24 protein-coding genes, 1 tRNA gene and 2 pseudogenes are annotated in these 22,796 nt (G+C 48.8%); 5 read left to right on the plus strand and 22 right to left on the minus strand.

The genetic code is table 11. The features are described 5' to 3' along the window. Positions 1-175: 175 nt before the first annotated feature. The 11 genes from ACTHR7_RS08935 to ACTHR7_RS08985 form a co-directional block, all read right to left on the minus strand. Positions 176-601, minus strand: a complete 426-nt coding sequence (locus ACTHR7_RS08935) for a F0F1 ATP synthase subunit epsilon (protein WP_003683708.1) — start codon at positions 599-601, stop codon at positions 176-178. Between the two features lie 10 nt (positions 602-611). Further along, complete coding sequence (gene atpD, locus ACTHR7_RS08940) at positions 612-2,009, minus strand: F0F1 ATP synthase subunit beta (protein WP_003683789.1); 1,398 nt, start codon at positions 2,007-2,009, stop codon at positions 612-614. A gap of 38 nt (positions 2,010-2,047) precedes the next feature. Next, on the minus strand, positions 2,048-2,923 hold the full coding sequence (gene atpG, locus ACTHR7_RS08945; RefSeq protein ID WP_049323104.1) for a F0F1 ATP synthase subunit gamma: 876 nt from the start codon (positions 2,921-2,923) through the stop codon (positions 2,048-2,050). 24 nt (positions 2,924-2,947) lie between these two features. Next, on the minus strand, positions 2,948-4,495 hold the full coding sequence (gene atpA / locus ACTHR7_RS08950) for a F0F1 ATP synthase subunit alpha (RefSeq protein WP_036492075.1): 1,548 nt from the start codon (positions 4,493-4,495) through the stop codon (positions 2,948-2,950). A 10-nt stretch (positions 4,496-4,505) separates the two neighbouring features. Continuing rightward, complete coding sequence (locus ACTHR7_RS08955; protein ID WP_003683778.1) at positions 4,506-5,039, minus strand: F0F1 ATP synthase subunit delta; 534 nt, start codon at positions 5,037-5,039, stop codon at positions 4,506-4,508. 4 nt (positions 5,040-5,043) lie between these two features. Further along, complete coding sequence (locus ACTHR7_RS08960) at positions 5,044-5,514, minus strand: F0F1 ATP synthase subunit B (RefSeq protein WP_003708446.1); 471 nt, start codon at positions 5,512-5,514, stop codon at positions 5,044-5,046. 73 nt (positions 5,515-5,587) lie between these two features. Beyond that, entirely contained in the window at positions 5,588-5,824 is a 237-nt protein-coding gene (gene atpE, locus ACTHR7_RS08965; RefSeq protein WP_003748101.1) for a F0F1 ATP synthase subunit C, read from the minus strand. Between the two features lie 64 nt (positions 5,825-5,888). After that, on the minus strand, positions 5,889-6,755 hold the full coding sequence (gene atpB / locus ACTHR7_RS08970) for a F0F1 ATP synthase subunit A (protein ID WP_049331702.1): 867 nt from the start codon (positions 6,753-6,755) through the stop codon (positions 5,889-5,891). Continuing rightward, entirely contained in the window at positions 6,745-7,098 is a 354-nt protein-coding gene (locus ACTHR7_RS08975; protein ID WP_293203771.1) for an ATP synthase subunit I, read from the minus strand. Before ACTHR7_RS08975 ends, atpB begins: the two co-directional genes overlap by 11 nt. A 276-nt stretch (positions 7,099-7,374) precedes the next feature. After that, positions 7,375-8,235: a ParB/RepB/Spo0J family partition protein gene (locus ACTHR7_RS08980; RefSeq protein WP_039863743.1), complete on the minus strand. Its 861-nt coding sequence runs from the start codon at positions 8,233-8,235 to the stop codon at positions 7,375-7,377. Between the two features lie 101 nt (positions 8,236-8,336). After that, positions 8,337-10,121 carry a chorismate-binding protein gene (locus tag ACTHR7_RS08985; RefSeq protein ID WP_440370680.1) on the minus strand — a complete coding sequence of 595 codons (1,785 nt, stop codon included), beginning with the start codon at positions 10,119-10,121 and terminating at the stop codon, positions 8,337-8,339. Between the two features lie 167 nt (positions 10,122-10,288). On the opposite strand from ACTHR7_RS08985, the gene ppk2 reads away from it, so the two are divergent. Next, positions 10,289-11,218, plus strand: a complete 930-nt coding sequence (gene ppk2 / locus ACTHR7_RS08990; protein WP_070583865.1) for a polyphosphate kinase 2 — start codon at positions 10,289-10,291, stop codon at positions 11,216-11,218. Between the two features lie 53 nt (positions 11,219-11,271). On the opposite strand, the gene ACTHR7_RS08995 is transcribed toward ppk2, so the two are convergent. The 5 genes from ACTHR7_RS08995 to tpiA all read right to left on the minus strand — a co-directional run bounded on the left by ACTHR7_RS08995 (position 11,272) and on the right by tpiA (position 13,647). Then, entirely contained in the window at positions 11,272-11,706 is a 435-nt protein-coding gene (locus tag ACTHR7_RS08995; protein WP_293203768.1) for a pyridoxamine 5'-phosphate oxidase family protein, read from the minus strand. Between the two features lie 51 nt (positions 11,707-11,757). After that, positions 11,758-12,315, minus strand: coding sequence for a UbiX family flavin prenyltransferase (locus tag ACTHR7_RS09000; protein WP_004464450.1), 558 nt, complete (start codon positions 12,313-12,315; stop codon positions 11,758-11,760). Between the two features lie 90 nt (positions 12,316-12,405). After that, positions 12,406-12,491 (minus strand) — tRNA-Leu (locus tag ACTHR7_RS09005). A 15-nt stretch (positions 12,492-12,506) separates the two neighbouring features. Continuing rightward, positions 12,507-12,866 (minus strand): preprotein translocase subunit SecG, encoded by a 360-nt coding sequence (gene secG, locus ACTHR7_RS09010; RefSeq protein WP_293203767.1) that lies wholly within the window; start codon positions 12,864-12,866, stop codon positions 12,507-12,509. A 7-nt stretch (positions 12,867-12,873) separates the two neighbouring features. Then, the gene (gene tpiA, locus ACTHR7_RS09015) at positions 12,874-13,647 is read right to left on the minus strand and encodes a triose-phosphate isomerase (RefSeq protein WP_004519014.1); all 774 of its coding nucleotides are present in this window, start codon (positions 13,645-13,647) and stop codon (positions 12,874-12,876) included. A gap of 183 nt (positions 13,648-13,830) precedes the next feature. Here tpiA and ACTHR7_RS09020 point away from each other — a divergent pair, with 183 nt between their 5' ends. Then, the gene (locus ACTHR7_RS09020) at positions 13,831-14,487 is read left to right on the plus strand and encodes a protein-L-isoaspartate O-methyltransferase family protein (protein WP_440370681.1); all 657 of its coding nucleotides are present in this window, start codon (positions 13,831-13,833) and stop codon (positions 14,485-14,487) included. A 52-nt stretch (positions 14,488-14,539) separates the two neighbouring features. Beyond that, positions 14,540-14,869: a rhodanese-like domain-containing protein gene (locus tag ACTHR7_RS09025; protein ID WP_107868203.1), complete on the plus strand. Its 330-nt coding sequence runs from the start codon at positions 14,540-14,542 to the stop codon at positions 14,867-14,869. Between the two features lie 55 nt (positions 14,870-14,924). Here ACTHR7_RS09025 and ACTHR7_RS09030 read toward each other — a convergent pair whose 3' ends face one another. The 3 genes from ACTHR7_RS09030 to acpP all read right to left on the minus strand — a co-directional run bounded on the left by ACTHR7_RS09030 (position 14,925) and on the right by acpP (position 17,445). Beyond that, a complete protein-coding gene (locus ACTHR7_RS09030) occupies positions 14,925-15,617 on the minus strand; it encodes a hypothetical protein (protein ID WP_063068368.1) in 693 nt (230 codons plus the stop codon). Positions 15,618-15,799: 182 nt separating this feature from the next. After that, on the minus strand, positions 15,800-17,047 hold the full coding sequence (fabF, locus tag ACTHR7_RS09035) for a beta-ketoacyl-ACP synthase II (protein ID WP_039861923.1): 1,248 nt from the start codon (positions 17,045-17,047) through the stop codon (positions 15,800-15,802). A 161-nt stretch (positions 17,048-17,208) separates the two neighbouring features. Next, on the minus strand, positions 17,209-17,445 hold the full coding sequence (gene acpP, locus ACTHR7_RS09040; RefSeq protein WP_003679644.1) for an acyl carrier protein: 237 nt from the start codon (positions 17,443-17,445) through the stop codon (positions 17,209-17,211). Between the two features lie 252 nt (positions 17,446-17,697). Between acpP and ACTHR7_RS09045 the strand changes: the two genes are divergently transcribed. Continuing rightward, entirely contained in the window at positions 17,698-18,351 is a 654-nt protein-coding gene (locus tag ACTHR7_RS09045; protein ID WP_293203765.1) for an IS1595 family transposase, read from the plus strand. 273 nt (positions 18,352-18,624) lie between these two features. After that, positions 18,625-20,082: a DUF389 domain-containing protein gene (locus ACTHR7_RS09050; protein ID WP_440370682.1), complete on the plus strand. Its 1,458-nt coding sequence runs from the start codon at positions 18,625-18,627 to the stop codon at positions 20,080-20,082. A gap of 44 nt (positions 20,083-20,126) precedes the next feature. Here the strand turns inward: ACTHR7_RS09050 and ACTHR7_RS09055 are convergent. The 3 genes and pseudogenes from ACTHR7_RS09055 to ACTHR7_RS09065 all read right to left on the minus strand — a co-directional run. Next, positions 20,127-20,316: pseudogene (locus ACTHR7_RS09055) on the minus strand (aminotransferase class IV); the annotation flags it as partial. Between the two features lie 79 nt (positions 20,317-20,395). Continuing rightward, positions 20,396-20,599, minus strand: a pseudogene (locus ACTHR7_RS09060) (hypothetical protein); the annotation flags it as partial. A 165-nt stretch (positions 20,600-20,764) separates the two neighbouring features. Further along, the gene (locus tag ACTHR7_RS09065) at positions 20,765-22,780 is read right to left on the minus strand and encodes a prolyl oligopeptidase family serine peptidase (RefSeq protein ID WP_440370683.1); all 2,016 of its coding nucleotides are present in this window, start codon (positions 22,778-22,780) and stop codon (positions 20,765-20,767) included. Between the last annotated feature and the right edge of the window lie 16 nt (positions 22,781-22,796).

The following is a 22,796-nucleotide window of genomic DNA, read 5'->3' on the forward strand; positions in this document are numbered from 1 at the left end:
GATATTCGAAACAAAAACAGCCGAAAACCTGTGTTTAGGTTTCGGCTGTTGGGGGAAAGGAATTTTGCAAAGGTCTCCATCTACTCATCTATCGACATTTCAATGCCAAGCTGCTTATCTTCAGGCAAATAAAAAAGCACAACATTTCGTTGTGCTTTTTCTTGATGAACCCACATTACTTGTTTTTTTGCGAACGAAGGTAGTCCAAAGTTTTCAGCTGGGCAATGGCTGCTGCCAATGCTTTGTGCGCTTCGGCCAATGATTTTTCGTCTCTGGCTTCAGAAACACCAGTTTCGGCTGCTTTTTTAGCTGCTTCAGCACGCGCCTGATCCATTTCGGTACTGCGGACGGCAACGTCTGCCAATACGGTAATCTTATCAGGCTGTACTTCTAAAACGCCACCGGAAACGGCAACCAGCACTTCTTCAGCTTCACCCGGAACAGTCAAACGCAATGCGCCGGGGCGTACCAAACTCATAATCGGCTCGTGTCGTGGATAAATACCAAGCTCACCTTGAACGGTCGGAACCACTACAAAGCTGGCCTCGCCCGAATAGATGTTTTGCTCGCTACTAACCACTTCAACTTGCATGGTGCTCATGCCGGCCTCCTTAGTTTAAGGTTTTCGCTTTCTCAGCCGCTTCTTCGATGCCGCCTACCATATAGAACGCTTGTTCAGGCAGATGGTCGTATTCGCCGTTCAAGATGGCTTTAAAGCCGGCGATGGTGTCACGCAATGAAACGTATTTACCTGGAGAACCGGTAAATACTTCGGCAACGTGGAACGGTTGAGACAGGAAGCGTTGGATTTTACGGGCACGCATCACAGTCAGTTTGTCTTCGTCAGACAATTCGTCCATACCCAGAATGGCGATAATGTCACGCAATTCTTTGTATTTTTGCAGAGTAGACTGTACACCGCGCGCTACGTCATAGTGCTCTTGACCCAATACCATCGGATCCAATTGGCGTGAAGTAGAGTCAAGCGGGTCAACTGCCGGGTAAATACCCAAAGATGCAATATCACGGCTCAATACGACGGTGGCGTCCAAGTGGGCGAAAGTTGTCGCTGGAGACGGGTCAGTCAAGTCATCCGCAGGGACATATACGGCTTGGATGGAAGTAATGGAGCCGGTTTGGGTAGAGGTAATACGCTCTTGCAAACGACCCATTTCTTCAGCCAATGTCGGTTGGTAACCCACTGCAGAAGGCATACGGCCCAACAGTGCAGATACTTCGGTACCGGCCAAAGTGTAACGGTAGATGTTGTCAACGAAGAACAATACATCGCGACCTTTACCGTTTTCGTCTTTTTCGTCACGGAAGTATTCGGCCATGGTCAAACCGGTCAAAGCAACGCGCAGACGGTTGCCTGGAGGTTCGTTCATTTGGCCATACACCATGGCTACTTTATCCAATACGTTGGAATCTTTCATCTCGTGGTAGAAGTCGTTACCTTCACGGGTACGTTCACCCACACCTGCGAACACGGACAGACCGCTGTGCGCTTTGGCGATGTTGTTAATTAATTCCATCATGTTCACGGTTTTGCCCACACCGGCACCACCGAACAGACCTACTTTACCGCCCTTAGCAAACGGACACAGCAAGTCGATCACTTTAATACCGGTTTCCAGCAATTCGGTAGTTGAAGACAACTCGTCGAATTTCGGAGCAGTTTGGTGAATGGCGCGGCTCTTGTCGGTATCGATCGGACCTGCTTCATCAACAGGCGTACCCAATACGTCGACAATACGACCCAATGTACCTTTACCTACCGGCACAGTGATTGGCGCACCAGTATTGCTTACAGACATGCCGCGTTTCAGGCCGTCTGAACTACCCATTGCAATAGTACGGACAACGCCGTCACCCAGAAGCTGTTGAACTTCCAGAGTCAGACCGTTCTCGTCCAATTTCAGGGCATCGTAAACATGCGGGATAGCGTCGCGTGGAAATTCCACGTCAACCACCGCACCAATAACTTGTACGATTTTGCCTTGGCTCATTATCGTATCCTAATTTCCTGTTCAGGCTTCAGACGGCATTAAACTGCCGCTGCACCTGCTACAATTTCTGACAATTCTGTGGTAATCGCGGCTTGACGCGATTTGTTGTACACCAAGCGCAATTCTTTGATGGCATTACCTGCGTTGTCGGTTGCGGCTTTCATCGCTACCATACGCGCGGCTTGTTCAGATGCCATGTTGTCGCTCAATGCCTGATAAACCACAGACTCTAAATAGCGGCGAACCAAATATTCCAATACGGCGATAGGGCTCGGCTCGTAGAGGTATTCCCAAGTAAATGAAGAATGACCTGTTCCGTCGTCAATAACGTTTTCACCGATAGGCAGCAAAACTTCCATACGCGGCTCTTGGCGCATTGTGTTGATAAAACGTGAGTAAACCATATGGATACGGTCTAATTCATGTCTCTCATAACGTTGGAAGATTTCGGTCAAAGGGCCAAGCAACGCTTCCATTTTCGGGGTATCGCCCAAATTGGTTGCACTGGCAATAACGTTCAAACCGATGCTTTGGCATGCAGCCAAACCTTTACTACCCAGGCACACGACTTCGACTTCGATGCCTTGTTCCTGATACTCTTGAACTTGCGCCAAAAACTTTTTCAGTACGTTTGCGTTCAAGCCGCCGCACAAACCTTTATCCGAGGTAATCAAAATGAAACCGGCACGACGCACTTCGCGGTGTGGCTCCAACAATTTGATACCATGATCGGCATTGGTCTGTGCAAGATGGCTCATCACTGTACGCACTTTTTCGGCGTACGGACGCGCTAAGCGCATCCGGTCTTGAGTCTTCCGCATTTTAGAGGTCGACACCATTTGCATCGCTTTAGTGATCTTTTGGGTATTTTGAACACTACGGATTTTGGTGAGAATCTCTTTTCCGACTGCCATTTCAGACTCCTTTCATCTCAATACTTATGCTTGGTAAGCGTAAGAAGATTTGAAAGATTTCATGGCTTCGGTCAATGCTTTTTCGCTTTCGTCAGACATTGCGCCTGATGCATTAATCGCATCCAGAACCTCAGGATGTTGCGTACGTACGAAACTCAGGAATTCTGCTTCGAAAGCCAAGGCTTTGGATACCGGAACATCTGCGTAAGAACCGTTGTTGATCGCCCACAAAGTCAATGCCATTTCGGCAGTGTTCAATGTGCTGAATTGTTTTTGTTTCATCAATTCAGTAACCACTTCACCGTGTTGCAGCTGTTTGCGTGTTGCTTCGTCCAAATCGGAAGCAAATTGGGAGAACGCCGCCAATTCACGGTACTGCGCCAACGCCAAACGGATACCGCCACCCAGTTTTTTGATGACTTTGGTTTGTGCCGCACCACCTACGCGCGATACGGAAATACCGGCATTGATTGCAGGACGGATACCGGCGTTGAACAAGTCGGTTTCCAAGAAGATTTGGCCGTCTGTAATCGAAATTACGTTGGTTGGTACGAATGCTGATACGTCACCGGCTTGGGTTTCAATAATCGGCAACGCAGTCAGAGAACCGGTTTTGCCTTTTACTTCGCCATTGGTCAGTTTTTCAACTTCGTTTTCGCTGACGCGGGCTGCACGTTCCAACAGACGGGAGTGCAGGTAGAATACGTCGCCAGGATAGGCTTCACGACCAGGTGGACGGCGCAGCAGCAGGGAAATTTGACGGTATGCAACGGCTTGTTTAGACAAGTCATCGTATACGATCAATGCATCTTCACCGCGGTCACGGAAGAATTCACCCATGGTACAACCGGAGTAAGGAGCGATGTATTGCAGCGCAGCGGCTTCAGAAGCAGTCGCAGCAACCACGATAGTATGTTCCATCGCGCCATGCTCTTCCAATTTGCGTACTACGTTGGCAATAGAAGATGCTTTTTGACCGATAGCCACATAAATACAGATAACGCCTGTACCTTTTTGGTTAACGATGGCATCCAGTGCTACGGCTGTTTTACCGGTTTGACGGTCACCAATGATCAGCTCACGTTGACCGCGACCAACCGGAACCATAGAGTCAATGGCTTTCAGGCCGGTTTGCATGGGTTGGTCAACCGATTTACGCGCAATCACACCCGGTGCGATTTTTTCGATTGGAGCAGTCAAAGTTGTATTGATTGGACCTTTACCGTCGATAGGACGACCCAATGCATCAACTACGCGGCCAACCAATTCGCGACCGATCGGCACTTCCAAAATACGGCCGGTACAGGTAACTGTATCGCCTTCTTTAATGTGTTCGTACTCACCCAACACTACGGCACCGACGGAGTCGCGCTCCAAGTTCATGGCCAGACCGAAAGTGTTACCGGGGAATTCGAGCATCTCACCTTGCATCGCGTCTGACAAGCCATGAATGCGCACAATGCCGTCTGTAACAGAAACAACGGTACCACGGGTACGCACTTCTGCATTGACGGACAGATTTTCGATTTTGGCTTTAATCAAATCGCTAATTTCAGCAGGATTAAGCTGCATGAAAACTCTCCTAATTTGTCATAGTCGCATACAAAGCATTCAGTTTGCCTTGTACGGACAAATCCAAGACCTGATCACCCACTTCTACTTTGATGCCGCCGATTAATTCAGGGGCAACTTTAGTTACCACATCCAATTTGCTGTTGAAGCGTTTTGTCAGGATATCGGTAACATCGGCCAGCTGCTGAGAACTGAGCTCATACGCGCTGTAAATTACTGCCGATTTCGTATTGTTGTGTATCAAGGTCAAATCTTGATATTGGGCATAAATTTCCGGCAATACCAGCAAACGCTTTTGCTCGGCCAAAACGGTAATAAAATTTGCCAATTCGACATTTTTGATACCGACAAGACCTTTGAGCGTTTCTGCCTTTTCGGAAGCTCCCGTTTCCGGCTGCTCGATGAAAGCAATGACTTTCTCATCCTGAACAACCGCTGCGAGTTCTTTCAGTTCGCCCAACCAAGACTCGATTTGGTTTTTTTCCTGAGCCAGACTAAACAATGCTTTCGCATAAGGTCTGGCAATCGTTGCGAACTCTGCCATAAGATTACAGCTCCTGTTTTAAGGCACTGAGCAGATCTGCATGTTTGGAAGCATCGACTTCTTTACGCAGGATAGATTCCGCACCTTTAACAGCCAATGAAGCGACCTGTTCGCGCAACACTTCGCGTGCACGGTTAACTTCTTGCTCTACATCAGCTTTTGCTTGGGCTGCAATGCGTGCTGCTTCATGAGAAGCTTGCTCTTTGGCTTCTTCTACAATTTTCGCAGCACGTTTTTCGGCGTTGGCAACCATTTCGGTTACCTGATTACGCCCTTCGGCCATAAGTTCTGCAACTTTTTTCTCTGCCTGCTCAAAATCGCTCTTACCGCGCTCGGCGGCAGCCAAGCCCTCGGCGATTTTTGCGGCACGCTCATCCAATGCTTTGGCAATCGGAGGCCATACGAATTTCATCGTAAACCAAACCAAGCCAAAGAAAACTAGGATTTGCGCAAATAAGGTTGCATTAATATTCACGTTACTTAACCTTCGTATCTGGGTTAATCAAACAGACGGCAAGCCTGTATCTGAACGGATCGCTCCGTCTTGATTACGCACCACCAAACGGGTTAACGAAGGCGAACAACAGGGCAATAGCCACACCGATCAAGAAAGCCGCATCGATCAGACCAGCGATCAAGAACAGTTTGGTTTGCAGCGGACCGATCAGCTCAGGTTGGCGAGCAGAAGATTCCAAGTATTTAGAACCAACCATTGCAATACCGATAGAGGCACCCAATGCGCCCAAGGCAACGATCAAACCACATGCGATAGCAATCAAACCCATTTTTAAACTCCTTAAAATAGTAAAGGTTAAACTACAAAAAACAAACTACAAAAAAACTACTTGATTAGTGTGCATCATGCGCCTGTCCGATATATACGAACGCCAACGCCATGAAAATAAATGCCTGCAAGGTGATGACCAAAATGTGGAAAATCGCCCAAGCCAAACCGGCAATCAGGTGGAACACAAATAAAATCGGATCCAAAGTTTCGACACTGCCGGTTGACGCCCATGCACCGCCCAACAGGGCGATCAACAGGAACACCAGCTCACCGGCATACATATTACCAAACAACCGCATACCGTGGGATACGGTTTTGGACAAAAACTCTACCAAGTTCAGCAGGAAGTTGGCCGGAGCAAGCCATGGACCGAAAGGTGCGCAGAACAACTCGTGAATCCAACCGCCAAGGCCTTTGATTTTGACATTGTAGTAAATACAGATCAGCAATACGCCAATCGCCAGAGCCAAAGTCGTATTCAAGTCAGCTGTCGGCACAACGCGCAACAGGGCATGATGATTACCGGTAATGCCTTGCCATGCCATCGGCAGCAAATCAACCGGCAGCATATCCATGGCATTCATCAAGAGAATCCAGACAAACAAGGTCAGACCCAACGGGGCAACGGCTTTACGCGATTGTTCGTTATGGATAATGCTCTTACACATGTTATCCACGAATTCAAACAGAATTTCAACAGCCGCTTGGAAACGACCGGGAACACCGGCCGTCGCTTTTTTGGCACCGCGCCACAAAAGGAAGCTGCCGATTACGCCCAACAGAACGGCAAAAAAGATTGCATCAAGGTTAATGAACGAAAAATCAGCAATGTTTTTCAGTCCTTGACCCTGAGTAACATCCGACATACTGGTCAAGCTTTGCAAGTGGTGCTTGATGTAGTCGGCAGCGGTCATAGTTTCACCTGCCATAGTGTTTTACTCTCAACAATACTAAAAAAACCAAATGACTGACGCCAAGAAACGCCAATAAAAATGGGTAAAATACCAGTGATCGATGCCATATCGCAAAAACGACCAACATAGATACCAGCGACAGCACTACTTTTAAAACCTCTCCGCCGATAAACATCGAACTTTGCAGATCGGGATTTCGTCGGGAAAACTTTAAAAGTAAAACTGCAACTAGGGTAGGCAAAATGTACGAAAATCCTCCCGCCAAAGCAGAGAGGAAGCCGGGCAATCCGGAAAATAACGCACAAACAACTGAAATTATTAACAATACAATTACTTGCAATGGGACTATCCGATTCATTGTACTCCACACCCCAAAAACGCAAGGCAAATTAATATAATCAAGAAGTTTGTTAACGTCAAGCAATATGTTAATCTTTGTGAACCTTTCACAGATAAATGATTAACACATATAAAACAAATCTTTGCAGGAACGGAGTTTAACACAAATTACATGTTGCTACACAGATTTTACAGAAGATTTTGATTTGTATTGTAAGCATCTGTACGACCAGTCCTTTTATCAAAAACTCAGGCCGTCTGAAAATTTTTTTCAGACGGCCTGTTTATCAAACCGTTAAAACTCTTGATTAATGCCTAACTGTTTCAGCAGATATTCGAACGTTTCCGGCGTATCAAAATGCAGTACGATTTTGCCTTTTTTCTGATTACTGGTTTTGACTTCGGCATTGACACCCAATCTCTCGGTCAGGGCATCATTAATACGGCGGATATCCGGGCTGATGGTTTTGGCTGCTTCGGGCTTGGCTTTTTGATGTGCCAACTGGCTGCGGCGCTCTACCTCACGCACCGACCAACCGTTTTTGACTGCTTTTTGAGCCAACTCCAATTGGTCAACCACATGCAAGGTCAGCAATGCACGGGCATGACCCATTTCCAGACGACGTTGATAAAGCATTTCCTGAACCGGCTCAGGCAAACTCAACAGACGCAGGCTGTTGGAGATGGCACTACGGCTTTTGCCGACGGCTTTTGCGATGGTTTCGTGAGTCAGGCCGAATTCGTCGGCAAGGCGTTTCAAACCTTGCGCTTCTTCAATCGGATTGAGGTTTTCACGTTGCAGGTTTTCAATCAAACCCATGGCCAACGCGGTTTCGTCGCTGATGGTTTTGATGACGACGGGAATTTCAGTCAAACCGGCCAACTGGGAAGCGCGCCAACGGCGTTCGCCGGCAATCAATTCATATTGAGACAGACCACGTTCGCGTACGATAACCGGCTGGATAATGCCTTGCGCTTTAATGGAATCGGCCAACTCCTGCAAAGCTTCGTCATCAATTTGCACACGCGCCTGATAACGGCCGGGCTGAATATCGGCGATGGCAACCGTTGTCAGGCGGTCGCTACTGCTGCTGTCCACTGCATTGGAAATCAACGAATCCAAACCGCGTCCCAATCCACCTTTTGCTTTTGCCATATTGTTTTCCCTTTCAGACGGCCTCATTGTTGAAATGACGTATTCTATCGGATATTGCCGCTTTACGACAATTTGAATCACAATGATTTGACTATTGCCATTTATTTACGGAGCGAAACCGCAAACATGCCCCTTAAAGCGTTACTCAAGCGGATTTCTTCCGCATTTTCCAACATGGTGCGCGTGATGTGGGTTTCCTTGATTGTATCCGTACCTAAATATAGCTGCGGTTGCTTCAATACCGCTTGGCGCATTACTCCGTTCAAAATATCCAAATCCAAAGACGGCGTGAGCCATTGTCCTTGATATTTGACGAACACATTGCTTCTTCCGCCCTCTAACAAAAGGCCGTCTGAATTGAAAAACAGGCTGTCAAATGCGCCCTGCCCTTCTGCCGTTTTCCATGCTTGGTCAAAAATTTCACGGCGCGTGGTTTTGAAACGGCGTAGATAATCGCGTTGACTTAATGTGTGCTCACTCAAGATGACGTATTGTTGCCCATCCAATTCGGAAACAGCCGCATGGCTCAATGCAAGGCCGTTTGAAAACAAAGCAGCTTTGACTCTAAATAACCCACTTGGCAATGCATCTATATAGTGTTGGATTTGCTCTATTGCATTTTCAGGCCAAGCTAGATTGAGCGCTTGTACCGAGCTATTCAGACGGCCTAAATGCAAATCAAGCAAACGGCATTGTTTGTCTTCCACGCGCATGGTTTCAAAAATACCGAAATCAGGCCGCAATTCATTGAGAAAACGCGCCTTCCAACCGCACTCGCGATATTCGGCTTCAGGATCGCTATCAATCACAATCCCCGAACCCACACCATAAACACCTTGATAAAGGCCGTCTGAAACCGGTTTCAGGGATAAGGTACGAATCACAACATTAAATACGCCTTCAAACCCCAAACCCGTATCACACGGATGTAAAAAGCCGATGCTGCCTGTGTACAAACCGCGCGGTTCGGATTCAAGGGACTCAATAATCTGCATACTCATGCGTTTGGGCGCACCGGTAATACTGCCGCATGGGAAGGCTGCACGGAGAGTATCGGCAACCGAAACATCAGGCAGCACCTGCGCCTCGATGGCACTGGTCATCTGCCAAACACTGCCGAAACGGGAAACTTTAAACGGTTCAGGCACGCGTACTTTGCCCGTTTGCGCGATTTTGCCGAGGTCGTTTCGTAATAAATCGACAATCATCACATTTTCGGCGCGATTTTTCGGGTCATTTTGCAATTCAACGGCGCGGCGTTCATCTTGTCCGTCATGAAGAATCGGCGCAGTGCCTTTCATCGGCTCGGTTGTGATCAGTCCGTCCGAATCGATTTTGAGGAAAAGTTCGGGAGAAAAACACAAAGTCCACGCATCGTGCCCTGCCCCGTCGGGCAGACAAGACAACACGGCATACGGCACAGGCTGACGCAAACGGCGGTAAAGCTGAATCGGATTGCCGTAAGTTTGCAGGTGCAGGCGTGCGGTGTAATTGATTTGATAGGTATCGCCGCGGCGGATGGCTTCGTGGATTTGACGGATATGCTCGAGATAATCGGCTTCGGATACGGAGAATCGGGGAGTAGAGATACCTGCCTCAAGGCCGTCTGAATGATTGGCCAGCCAGCTTTCGGCATCGATTTCGGAATAATCGGCAAACCAGTGCAAACGCAAATTGCCACTGCGCGCGGATGAAATATCCATCAGTGGCAATCCGAATTCGTAGTCTGCAAACAACACTGCATGCAGGCCTTTTTTCCAACCTGCCTGCAAAACATCATCCAACGACGCCAGTTCGTTATGATGAAAAAGGCAGCTTTCCACATGATTTTGATAGAGTTTTGCACGACCGCTTAACGCATCGTCGAACAGGGCGAAATAAGGCATGATGTATGATACAAATAGGCTGATTATACGCTGGTTTTACAAAAATTATCAAACAAACCGGAAAAAATTGCTTATGTGTAATTTTATGTAGGCTAACACAGCATAAAGAGGTAAAATCAAGTCATACCACACCATATCATTTAAAACTTAATCGATAAGGAGACTTTATGGCAGACCACCAATTAGAACCGTTCGAGAATGTTGAACTGGGCGAGAAACAAGACCAGCTGCAAGTATTCGAAAAGGCTGTTTTGGAACACGAAGGACGCGGCACTGACGAAGATTCCAGCAGTGCACCGCTTCCTGCCAATTACCCGTACAAACAACGTATGCGCCGCTCTGTTTACGAAAAAGAAAAACAGAAGCTGCAAATCGAATTGTTGAAAGTACAAAGCTGGGTTAAAGATTCCGGTCAGCGTATCGTCAGCCTGTTTGAAGGCCGCGACGCAGCCGGTAAAGGCGGTACCATCAAACGCTTCATGGAACACCTGAATCCGCGTGGCGCGCGCGTGGTTGCTTTAGAGAAACCAACCACTACCGAACGCGGCCAATGGTATTTCCAACGCTACATCCAAAACCTGCCGACCGCAGGCGAAATGGTATTCTTCGACCGATCATGGTACAACCGTGCCGGCGTAGAACGCGTAATGGGCTTCTGCGAACCTAACGAATACCTGCTCTTCATGCGTCAAACCCCTGAATTGGAACGTATGCTTGTTGCCAGCGGCATCCATCTGTTCAAATTCTGGTTCTCCGTATCCCGTGAAGAACAACTCCGTCGCTTCATCTCCCGTCGTGACGACCCACTGAAACACTGGAAACTATCCCCTGTGGATATCCAGTCGCTCGACCGCTGGGACGACTACACCGAAGCCAAAAACGCCATGTTCTTCCACACCCACACCGGCGACGCGCCTTGGGTCATCATCCGTTCCGATGACAAAAAACGTGCACGTTTGAACTGTATCCGCTACTTCCTGCATCAGCTGGACTATCCGGGCAAAGACGTGAAAGCCATCGGCAAAGTGGACGAGAAAATCGTTTTGGTTCCTGATACACGTTACAAAGACAAAACTGTCGATCTCGGACACGATTAATTTGTAACATTACCAAAGGCCGTCTGAAATTTCATCTTTCAGACGGCCTTTTCTTAATCCTCGCGATTCCAGTACGTTTTTTGTGCGAATACCAATTTATTGTCAGTGAATTTCAAACTGTCCAAATTCAATGCCCAAACATCGCTTTTCATCACTCGAGCAGCAGGATGCGCTTTGTAATACAAAGACTGCGCCGCTTTCAAATCCGCTTCATCCTCAATCAAAGCGGCAGTCGCCGCAAACTGAATGCCGCTGATTTTTGCGATGCTGTCAGGTTGTCCGGCAATGGTACCGGCTACTTTGGCAGAACGACTCATCATTCCGCCATGCTTCGTTTTCAAAGAAGTCAGCACAATCAATCGGGCATTCGCCTCATCAAACACATAAAAACAGCAAGCTGCCCAAACTTCGCCCTCTTCCGCAGCAGCAATACTGACGACATGATGATTGCTCAAAAACTTCACTATATTGGCAGGAATCGTTTGCATGGCTTTTATCTTCCTTCTCAGTCGTAACTTATGCTCAGGCCGTCTGAAACATCAACCTTGCCAGCGCGGCACATCGTTTTGAATGATGCCGAACAAGTCCAAAGCATGAGAGACGCTGTGTGTAATCATATCTTCGATGGATTCGGGCTTCTGATATAAAGCCGGAACGGGAGGAAACACGATACCGCCCATCTCTGTCACGCGGCGCATATTTTCAATGTGCGCCAAGTTTAACGGTGCTTCACGCACCATCAATACCAACTTGCGCCGCTCTTTCAACGTTACATCCGCCGCACGGCTGAGCAAATTATCGGCAAATCCATGGGCAACCGAAGCCAAGGTTTTCATTGAACACGGCGCAATTAACATTCCATCCGTCAAAAACGATCCGCTGGCAATACTTGCCCCGACATTACGGACAGAATGTACGACATCCGCCAAAGCATAAACGTCTTCTTTGGTGTAATCCGTTTCCAAAGCGCGGGTCATCTCCGCCCCTTGCGAAACCACCAAATGTGTTTCTACCTGATGCTCACGCAAAAGCTGCAAAGCCTTCACGCCATACTGAAAACCGCTGGCACCGCTGATGCCGACAACCAAACGCTTCATTGTATTTCCCTGTCTCGGCCTAAAAATAAATGAAAGGCAGATTCTCAAGACGAAAAAATAACCGCTAAAAAGCGGTTAGATTTTCTAATGTGGTGCCGACAGCGAGATTTGAACTCGCACAGCCTACGGCCACTACCCCCTCAAGATAGCGTGTCTACCAATTCCACCATGTCGGCATAAATTAAATTGTCTTACTGCTGCTGAGGATTCGGAGCAACAGGAGTTGTATTGTTTTGTGCAGGCGTTGCAGGCTTAGGAGCTTGCTGGGTCTGCTTCACATCGCTGAAGTCTAAACCGTGCTTACTGGAATGGGTGTGAATATACACCATTGCCATGCAGGTCGCAAAGAAAAATGTTGCAGCAATAGCAGTCGAGCGGCTGAGGAAGTTGGCATTACCAGCAGAACCGAATACGCCTTGCGCGCTACCACTGCCGGAACCGAATGTTGCGCCGGCATCCGCGCCTTTACCGTGTTGCAGCAATACTAACACGATTACAAATAGAGCGGAAATAATATTAATAATCCAGATAAGGGTTTTAAAGGCTTCCATATGTTTTCTACGAGGCTTGTGCTGCGTTGATGATGGCGGTAAAGGAGTCATATGATAATGACGCGCCACCAACCAATGCGCCGTCTACATGAGGTACTGCGAAGATGTCGGCTGCGTTATCCGCTTTCACACTTCCGCCGTAAAGAACGCGGATTTTAACATCGCTTCCGCACAAAGACAAGATTTCTTTGTAGATAAATGCGTGCATGTCGGCGATTTGTTCGACAGTGGCGACTTTGCCTGTACCGATCGCCCAAACCGGCTCGTAGGCAACGGCGATGTTTTTGGTGTTCAAACCTTGCAGGATGGAAAGCTGGTGAGCAATGACTTCGTGTTCTTTACCGGCTTCGCGTTCTTCCAAGCTTTCGCCGACGCACAACAATGGGATCAGGCCGACGTTGAGGACGTTTTCCATTTTGCGGCGTTGGATTTCGTTTTTCTCGCCGAAATAAAGGCTGCGCTCGGAGTGGCCGATGAGGACGATGTCTGTACCGATGTCGGCAAGCATTTCGGCGGACACTTCGCCGGTGTACGCGCCATTATTGGGAAAACGGCTCACGTCTTGCGCACAGGTCAAGATGCGATTGTTCAAAACAATCTGCATGGCGTTGTGCAGTTGCAACAGATAAACGGTCGGAGCGGCCAGGCCGATTAACACGCGTTCTGCGGTTGGCATGACACGGAAGCGGTGCATAAGCGCATTGTTGTTTTGGAGTCGGCCGTTCATTTTCCAGTTGCCGATAACCCATTTTTGGTCCCACATTCCGATTTGGTGATACATCTTTATTGCTCCGTGTGTTGGTTGTTGCTTGTTGTAGCGTCGTGTAATGTGAAAGTTTAGTGGATATATGTGCGCTTGGCAATTATTAACGGGCCTCCGGGGCCGTCTGAAAGATGGCACACTCTCCGACAAGGATTTATAATGTATGCTTCGATAAAATTAAGAATTGAACGGAGCACAAATATGGACTTTGAAAAAGCGCGTTTCAATATGGTTGAACAGCAGATTCGTCCGTGGGATGTCTTGGACTTCGACATTTTGGATGCTTTGGAGGAGATCGAGCGCGAACATTTTGTCGGCGAGGCTTTTCAAGGTTTGGCCTATGCGGATATGGAGCTGCCGCTGGCCAATGGTCATAAGATGTTGGAACCCAAAGTCGTTGCCCGCCTGGCTCAAGGTTTGAAACTGAAAAAAGACGAAACCGTCTTAGAAATCGGTACAGGCTCAGGCTATGCAACTGCCCTGCTGTCCAAACTGGCCAGCAAAGTCGTAACCGATGACATCGATGCCGAACAGCAGCAACGCGCCAAAAAAGTTTTGGACGAATTGGGCTTTACCAACGTCGATTATGTGCAAAACAACGGCCTGACCGAAGCATCGCAAGGCGCTCCTTTTGATGCGATTTATGTAGGCGGCGCAGTAGACAGCGTGCCTGAAATCTTAAAAGAGCAACTGAAAGACGGCGGCCGTATGGTGGTCATCGTCGGCCGCAAACCGGTACAACGCGCGCTTTTGCTGACGCGCAACGGCAATGAGTTTTCCGAAAAGGTATTGTTCGACACCGTCGTGGCACACTTGGAAGACAAATCGACCAATCCGTTCGGCAATTTCGATTTTTAAATAATAGGCCGTTTGAAAGTTCAGACGGCCTCATACTTTTATACCCGACCCTATGACCGACATTATCCAACTCTCGCCCACCGAATTGAAACAATGGCAGGACGAAGGCCGCGCATTTCATCTGCTCGACGTCCGCACCGATGAAGAACGCGCCATCTGCACCCTACCCGCCGCCATTCATATCCCGATGAACCTCATCCCCCTGCGCCAAAACGAGCTGCCTGACGACGATTTGCCCATCGTCATTTACTGCCACCACGGCATCCGCAGTCTGCACACGGCAATGTATTTGGAAGACGCCGGGTTTGAAAACCTCTACAACCTGCAAGGCGGTATTGATGCTTGGGCAATGCAGGTGGACAGCAAAATGATGCGGTATTGAATCGGCTTTATCAATGAAAGGCCGTCTGAAACTGGATTTCAGACGGCCTTTTCAATTATTTCACAAACCGTGCATCTGCCATAAACGGCCGTGTAGCGGCTGGTTTGGCGGAATAGAAGCGGGAGAACGTGCTGTCGATTTTAGTCTGTATCGGCTTACCGTCCAATGTTGCCGATGCTTCCAATTTCACACCACCGCCACTGGTTTCGCCCAATTTCATATTTGGCAACGTCAGTTTGGCAATATTGAGTTTCGCATTTTCCACTTTGGTATCGGGAGACATCAGCTGTTTGCCGACCGGACGGATTTTTTCACCCTCATCATGAGGCGCAGCACCACCGTTATCGTCAACCACGCCGATATTAATCAATCTGGCAGACGCCAAATCCATCTTGCCGTTTTTGACCGGAATACCGACAAACAGTTTTACGCCGCGATGAATGAACGTATTGTCCCGCCACTGAGTTTGGCCCTCTTTCGGCGGTTTGGTTTCTGCCGCCACCGAATAAGTGCGGCCCATAATCATCAATTTATAACCTGGAATTTTTTTCGAACCGAATCCATCAGTGATATCTTCGACCAGTTGCGGCGCAGTCAGGGTTTCGTTTGCCAAAATACGGGCTGAAGTTTCTGCCAAATGGGCAGGCTTGCCGTCTATGGTCAATGCCTGTTCATGGCCGAAATCAGATGCAAATGCAGGCACGGCGGCCAGCGCGGCGGCCAATGCCAGAATACGGATGGTTTTCATTGCAGACTCCTGATAAAAATGTAATTGGGTTGATTACCCGATAAAATCCGGGCAATATTGATAGGAATCGGTATTTTCATACAAATGATACAGATTATCAAGAATATTTGGCCTTTAAAATAAAAAAGGCCGTCTGAAAACCAAGTTTCAGACGGCCTTTCAAATTTGCTTAAAACCTTCTATCAGTCTTTGAAGCGTTTGAATACCAATGTGCCGTTGGTACCGCCAAAGCCAAAGGAATTGGAGATGGCAACGTCGATTTTCGCGTCACGCGCTTCGTTGGCACAGTAGTCCAAATCGCAACCGGCTTCAACGTCTTGTTCAAAGATGTTGATGGTTGGTGGAGATTTTTGCTCATGTACTGCCAATACACTGTACAACGCTTCCACACCGCCGGCCGCGCCGAGCAAGTGGCCGGTCATGGATTTGGTAGAGTTAACGATGACTTTGCGCGCATGATCGCCTAAAGCGCGTTTGATGGCTTTGGTTTCGTTGGCATCGCCCAAAGGAGTCGATGTACCGTGTGCGTTGACGTAATCAACGTCTTCAGGATTCAGGCCGGCATCTTTCAGCGCACGAGTAACCGCCAATGCAGGGCCTTCTTCGTTAGGCGCGGTAATGTGGTAAGCATCGGAGCTCATACCGAAGCCGACGATTTCGGCGTAAATTTTCGCACCGCGTTTTTTCGCGTGTTCCAATTCTTCCAACACCAGCACGCCAGCGCCTTCGCCGATAACGAAACCGTCACGGCCTTTGTCCCACGGACGGGAAGCGGTAGCAGGGTCGTCGTTGCGAGTGGAAAGTGCCTTCATGGCGGCAAAACCGCCAACGCCCAAAGTGCTGATCGCACCTTCTGCGCCACCGGCAATCATAACGTCTGCGTCGCCGTATTTAATCAGTCGTGCAGAGTCGCCGATAGAATGCGCGCCGGTCGTACAGGCAGAAACCATACCGTAGCTCGGGCCGCGGTAGCCTTTAAGGATGGTCACGTGGCCGGAAATCAGGTTAATCAGCGAACCGGGAATAAAGAAAGGATTGATTTTGCGCGCGCCGCCTTCGATAACGGCTTTGCCGGTCGCTTCGATGCTGGGCAGGCCGCCGATACCGGAGCCGATGTTGACACCGACGCGGTCTTTGTCGAGGGTTTCCAAATCGTCCAAGCCTGAATCATTGATGGCTTGCAGGGCCGCGGCGATACCGTAGTGGATGAACACGTCCATGCGGCGCGCTTCTTTTGCGCTGATGTATTGGCCGATGTCGAAATCGCGCACTTCGCCGGCGATTTGGCTGTTGATGTCGGATGCGTCAAAGCGGGTAATCCGTCCGATGCCGCTTTTGCCTGCGAGCAGATTGCTCCATGCGGTGGCGACGTCGTTGCCGACCGGTGATACTTGGCCAAGACCTGTGATGACTACTCTTCTCTGACTCATGATAATCTCGCTGTTGGTTGTCGGGATTTTCGCGGCAGCCTTGCTCTTTCTCTTTGTGAAACGGGCAAAACTCATGCCGTCTGAAATTTCAGGGGTTTAATAATAAGGTAAAAGCCTCTATTGCGATGGCGCAGCAGAGGCTGGATGTTTGGTGCGACCGATTAGCCTTGGTGGGCGTTGATGTAGTCGATAGCCAATTGTACGGTAGTGATTTTTTCAGCGTCTTCGTCAGGGATTTCGCAGCCGAAAGCTTCTTCCAAAGCCATCACCAGTTCTACGGTGTCCAGAGAGTCAGCACCCAAATCGTCTTGGAAAGAAGATTCGTTTTTCACTTCGGCTTCGTTTACGCCCAGTTGTTCAGCAACAATTTTTTTAACTTGTTGTTCGATGTTTGACATGTCAGTCGTTCCTTTTCGCCTTGCGGCAGGTTGTTTAAGGGAAATAATTCGTCGGTATTGTACCGAATTCGGATAGAGTTTTCCATCTAATCCTGCATTTTAGCACAGATTATTCAGTAAAAACCTGTTGTTGTGCATATTAGCATAGCCTGATTTTAACCTACAAGCGGGAATTTGTTTTGTTACGTATTAACATTAACATTATTAAAAAAAGGGGCTGTACTAGATTAGCAGATATGTTACCCTCGAAATATGAAGATAACACACTGCAAATTAAAGAAAAAAGTACAGAAAGAACTGCTTCGTTTTTTTGTACTCGAAGTTACCGCCCATTCCGCTGCCGATATTTTGGGCATTCAGCCCAACTCCGCTATTCTGTTCTACTGCAAAATTCGTATGGTTATCCGCCATTATCTGGCCTTGGTTGCCGATGAGGTTTTTGAGGGCCCTGTCGAGTTGGACGAAAGCTATTTCGGCGGACGGCGTAAAGGCAGGCGTGGTCGCGGTGTGGCAGGAAAAGTGGTTGTCGTCGGCATTCTGAAACGCAACGGACGGGTCTATATCGTTGTGGTGGATAATGCCAAGTCTGAAACGTTACTCCCTGTCATTAAAAAGAAAATCATGCCGGACAGTATTGTTTATACCGATAGTCCGAGCAGCTACGACCAGTTGGACGTGAGCGGTTTCATCCATTACCGCATCAACCATTCCAAGGAATTTGCCGACCGTCAGAACCACATTAAAGGCATTGAGAATTTTTGGAATCAGGTAAAACGTGTCTTGCGAAAATACAACGGAATCGATCGCAAATCTTTCCCGCTGTTCTTGAAAGAATGTGAATTTCGATTTAACTTCGGCACACCGTCCCGGCAGCTAAAAATCCTACAAAAATGGTGTGAAATTTAGGGCTAATCTACTAGTACAGCCCCTTAAAAAATTTTGATGGCGGTTGCTGCTGAAAAAGTAGGAATTGGATTTGAGAGAAGGTTTTTGCATATGCTGGTTTCGTGAAGGCCTACGCAGGATCAGCGTTGTCAGCGTTTTCATGTGTATGCTAACCTTCTGCAAGGTATCTGCTTAATCATATTTGAAATCGGTATAAAGCATAATTATCAGTATCCGAAATTCCAGTTAATTAAATATTCAGAGACAATCGTTAAGATTGATTTAAGGATGAAAATGCAAGACCAAGAAAACATTAAAAACCAAGAAGAACAAGAAAATCAGCCAAAAGAAGACAATGGTGCCATGACCAAGTTGCAAGATGTGTTCAATCTTGCGCATGACCAGGCCCATCCCGATAAAATTGATGCCGTCATCCGCGCCAATACTCGGGTGTCCGGAACCAATATGTGGGTATTGATGTTTGCCATTGCCGTGGCGAGTATCGGTCTGAATGTAAACAGCACGGCGGTAGTGATCGGCGCGATGTTGATTTCGCCGTTGATGGGGCCGATTGTAGGTATGGGTTACGGTTTGGCGGTAGGGGATACTGCGCTGATCCGTCAAGCCGTGCGCAATATTATTATATTCGTCGTCATCAGCTTGATTACCGCTACGTTGTATTTCCTGTTAACCCCGCTTAAAGAGGCGCAAAGCGAGCTTTTGGCGCGTACTCAGCCGACCCTTTGGGATGTGTTGATTGCCTTCTTCGGCGGTAGTGCGGGTATTGTGGCGCTGACTCGAAAAGAAGGAGGCAATGCCATACCGGGTGTGGCGATTGCTACCGCATTGATGCCACCCCTGTGTACTGCGGGCTACGGACTGGCACATGGCAACTGGCACTACTTTCTCGGTGCTTCATATCTTTTTGCCATCAACTGCGTGTTCATCGCTTTTTCGACCTTGTTGTTTTCCAAGCTGCTCAAGCTGCCGCGCAGGGGGTTGGTAACGGAATCCAAACGCCGGTTGCAAAGCATCATTATTACTGCCGTCGTGTTGTCTGTGATGATTCCGAGCGGCTATATGGCATCAGGACTGGTGCGTCAGGAGATCTTCAACACCAGAGCCAATGCCGCCATTGCCACTGCGCAGCAACAGGAAGGTTTTTTCGTGCTGCGTAAGATGTTGAACCACAGAGAAAATAAAGTCGGTCTGATTGTCAATGGAACGGGCAATGCCGAGAAAATTTCCGCCTTGCTGGTGAAAAGCCTTAACGCGTCGGGGGTGAAAGAGCCGAAGGTCAACGTGGTCTATGCGGGAGGGAACGATGCCAAAATCGAAGAATTGCTGGCAAGCCGAAACAACCCGGTTCAGCAGAAAAATGAGCTGAAAGAGCAGCAGGCCTATATCGATACCATACTGGCAGGCAAAGCCTCCGATATCGACGATGCAGCGGTACTCAAGGAATTAAAAGCCCAATATCCGGAAGCGGAAAAAATCGTTGTCGGACGCGGCTTGGCTTGGGATAAAGCGCAAACAACGCCTGTTTCCGAACAGTCTGAAAGCCAAAAAAACGCAGAACCGAAGACAGATACATATGACGATATCGTCGTTGTCTCTCTCGAATTGGAGCAGCCACTACCTGCCAAAGATCACGAGCGGATACAGGCGTGGTTAAGCCAGCGTTATGAGGGTAAGGTAGTGCGCATATTGCAAACGCACAAGTCTCAGACAGATAAACCGTCTAACGAATAATCGCCTTCAGGCTTTATCCATTTCCGAGAAATCATTGATTGTTCCTAGTACACCAAATCCGCCTCAAACACGCCTCTCAAGGCGTTGGAGAGGCGGATTTTTTTCTGCGCGTTCGAGCATGTCGCGGGTGATGTGCGTTTCGATGATGGTGTCCGCACCCAAGTAGGTTTGCAGCTGCTGCAACACGGCTTGGCGCATGATGCCGTTGAGGATATCCAAATCCAGAGACGGGGTGAAACGGGTGTTTTTGTGCATGTTCATGTTTCAGTATTCTCCTGGAAATACTGTAAACAACGCTACTAGTTTCTACAGCATCGAGTTGATAACGGTTCGCCCACACCGGCAAGGTTTTCTGCGCCGAGGACGAGTTTGAGTTTCTCAAAGTCGATTTGGTCTTCGCAAAAGACTTCGGGAAAGATTTGTTTGAATTTTAATATATTGTTTTGTTTGAAATTATTTTCTAAATCGTGTATAATCCTTCAGTTCGGTTGCCATAATTGCGTCTTCCATCAATGATTACTTACAAAGTGTCCATTTTATCGGGATATGTTGAAAGTTAAAAGAAAAGAAGGCCGTCTGAAAAACGAATATTAAAGTTTTTCAGACGGCCTTCTTTTCACTTGCCAAAACAAGAGTATTTTGTTTCTCAACTTTACGAAACAGTCAGTCCTGCTGCTTGCTTCTACCCCAAAAACTCTTTCAAAAACAGCAAGACGCAGGCGAGTTCATCGGCGGATTCGCGTTGCGTGCCGTTGCCGGTATGACCGCCACCGTCAGGAGAGTAGAGCCAAGATTGCGGCGAGGTTTCGCGCAGTTTGGCGTAGAACTTGAGCGCGTGGGCGGGATGGACGCGATCGTCGCTGAGGCTGGTGGTAATGAGCGCAGGCGGATAATCGATGCCGTCTGAAAGATTGTGATACGGCGACAATTCGCCCAGCCAGCGTTTGCAGACTTCGTATTTCTGCGGATTGCCGTATTCGTCCGTCCAGCTTGAACCGGCGGACAGCAGCGGATAACGGATCATGTCGGTCAGCGGCACTTCGCACACCAGCGCGCCGATACTTTGCGGCTCGCGCACGAAGGCGGCAGCGGTAATCAGGCCACCGTTGCTGCCGCCCTGCAAACCGATGTGTTTGGGCGAACTCATGCCGCGTTCGGACAAATCGCGCACGACTGCTAATAAATCATCAACGCTTTTGTGTTTGCTGATTCCCTGCGCCGCCTGATGCCAGCGTGGGCCGAATTCGCCGCCGCCGCGAATGTTCGCCAATACAAAGGCATTGCCCTCTTCCAGCCAATATTTGCCGACACTGCCCAGATAATGCGGCAATTCGGGAATGCCGAAACCGCCGTAGGCATAGACCAAAGTCGGCGTGTCAGGCGTAGAGTTTTTACCGACGTGGAAATAAGGAATGCGCTCGCCGTCAGCTGAAGTCGTCCAAAACTGCTGCACGTTGATACCGTCTGAATCGAACTGCTGCGGCTGACGGCGCATGACGGTCAGTTCCATCACGTTCAAATCCAGCGCAAACAGCGTCAGCGGCGTGGTGAAATCGCTGGCGGCAAGGTAAACCACGTCGCCGCCCCAAGGCTGGTCGGTCATTTCCAACGCACCCGAAGGCAGGCGCGGCAGTTCGACTTCCTGCCATTTGCCATCGCTAAAGCGCCATGCTTTCAGACGGCCTTGTACGTTTTCCAGCAGGCTCGCCACCACAAAACGCTTGGTCGTTTCCACGCTTTCCAATGCCTGCCTTTCATCGGGTGCAAACAAAAGCTGCGCCGCACCCAATTCGCCGCGATTTAATTTTACTGCCACCAATGCGCCGCTCGGATAGCTTTGGTTCGCGCGGTTCCAGTCTTTGCGCAACGTCAGTAAAAGATGTCCGGCCAGATAGCCGACCACGTCGCAATCATTGGGCAGGTTTAACGGTTTCGCCTCGCCTTCGGCCGACACCTGCAAATAGGTTTTGGTGTAAAAACCGTCCGACGCTTCAATCAAATCAATCGGCGAACCCTGCGGATCGAGATAGCGCCAAGCGTTCACCATCATGCCGTCTTCAGCAATTTGATACACCGGCAGGCTTTCCTCGAAACTTTTGCCGCGCTCCACCAGCCACACTTCGCGCGGATAGCCCGATTCGGTCAACTGGCGTTCGTCCCAAGCCGGACATACCCACACGCTGTTTTCATCGCGCCACGACACATGGTTTTTGCCTGCCGGAAAGTGAAAACCGCCTTCTACCAATTCCCCTGCTTCCAAATCCACTTCCAGCGTGTACGCCGTATCGCCGCCCGATTTGCTCAGTGTTAACAACGCGCGGTTGGGCTTTTCCACCAAGTGCGACACGCCGCCCAAATACACATCGTCGCCGAGCAATTCGTCGAAATCCGCCACTGAAAACAGGATTTTCCACTCAGGATAGCCGGAACGGTAAGTCGCCGCTGTACACACGCGGTACACACCCTTCGGATATTCTGCGTCCTGATGGAAATGGTACATCCGCGCGCGGTGTTCCTGACAAAACGGAATCTGCCGCGTGTCCTGTAGCTGCGCCAAAATGCCGTCAGACAATTCGCGCGCCTTGTCGTTTTCTAAAAAACGGGCGCGCGTTTCAGCATGAGCCGCGGCGGCGAAATTTTGTGTTTCGGGAGATTCGAGGTTTTCAAAATGGAGATAGGAATCGGGGTAAGATTTCATAGGAAAAGGCCGTCTG

The organism is Neisseria sp. P0007.S010 (assembly GCF_051962875.1).
Taxonomy (GTDB): Bacteria; Pseudomonadota; Gammaproteobacteria; order Burkholderiales; family Neisseriaceae; genus Neisseria; species Neisseria subflava_A.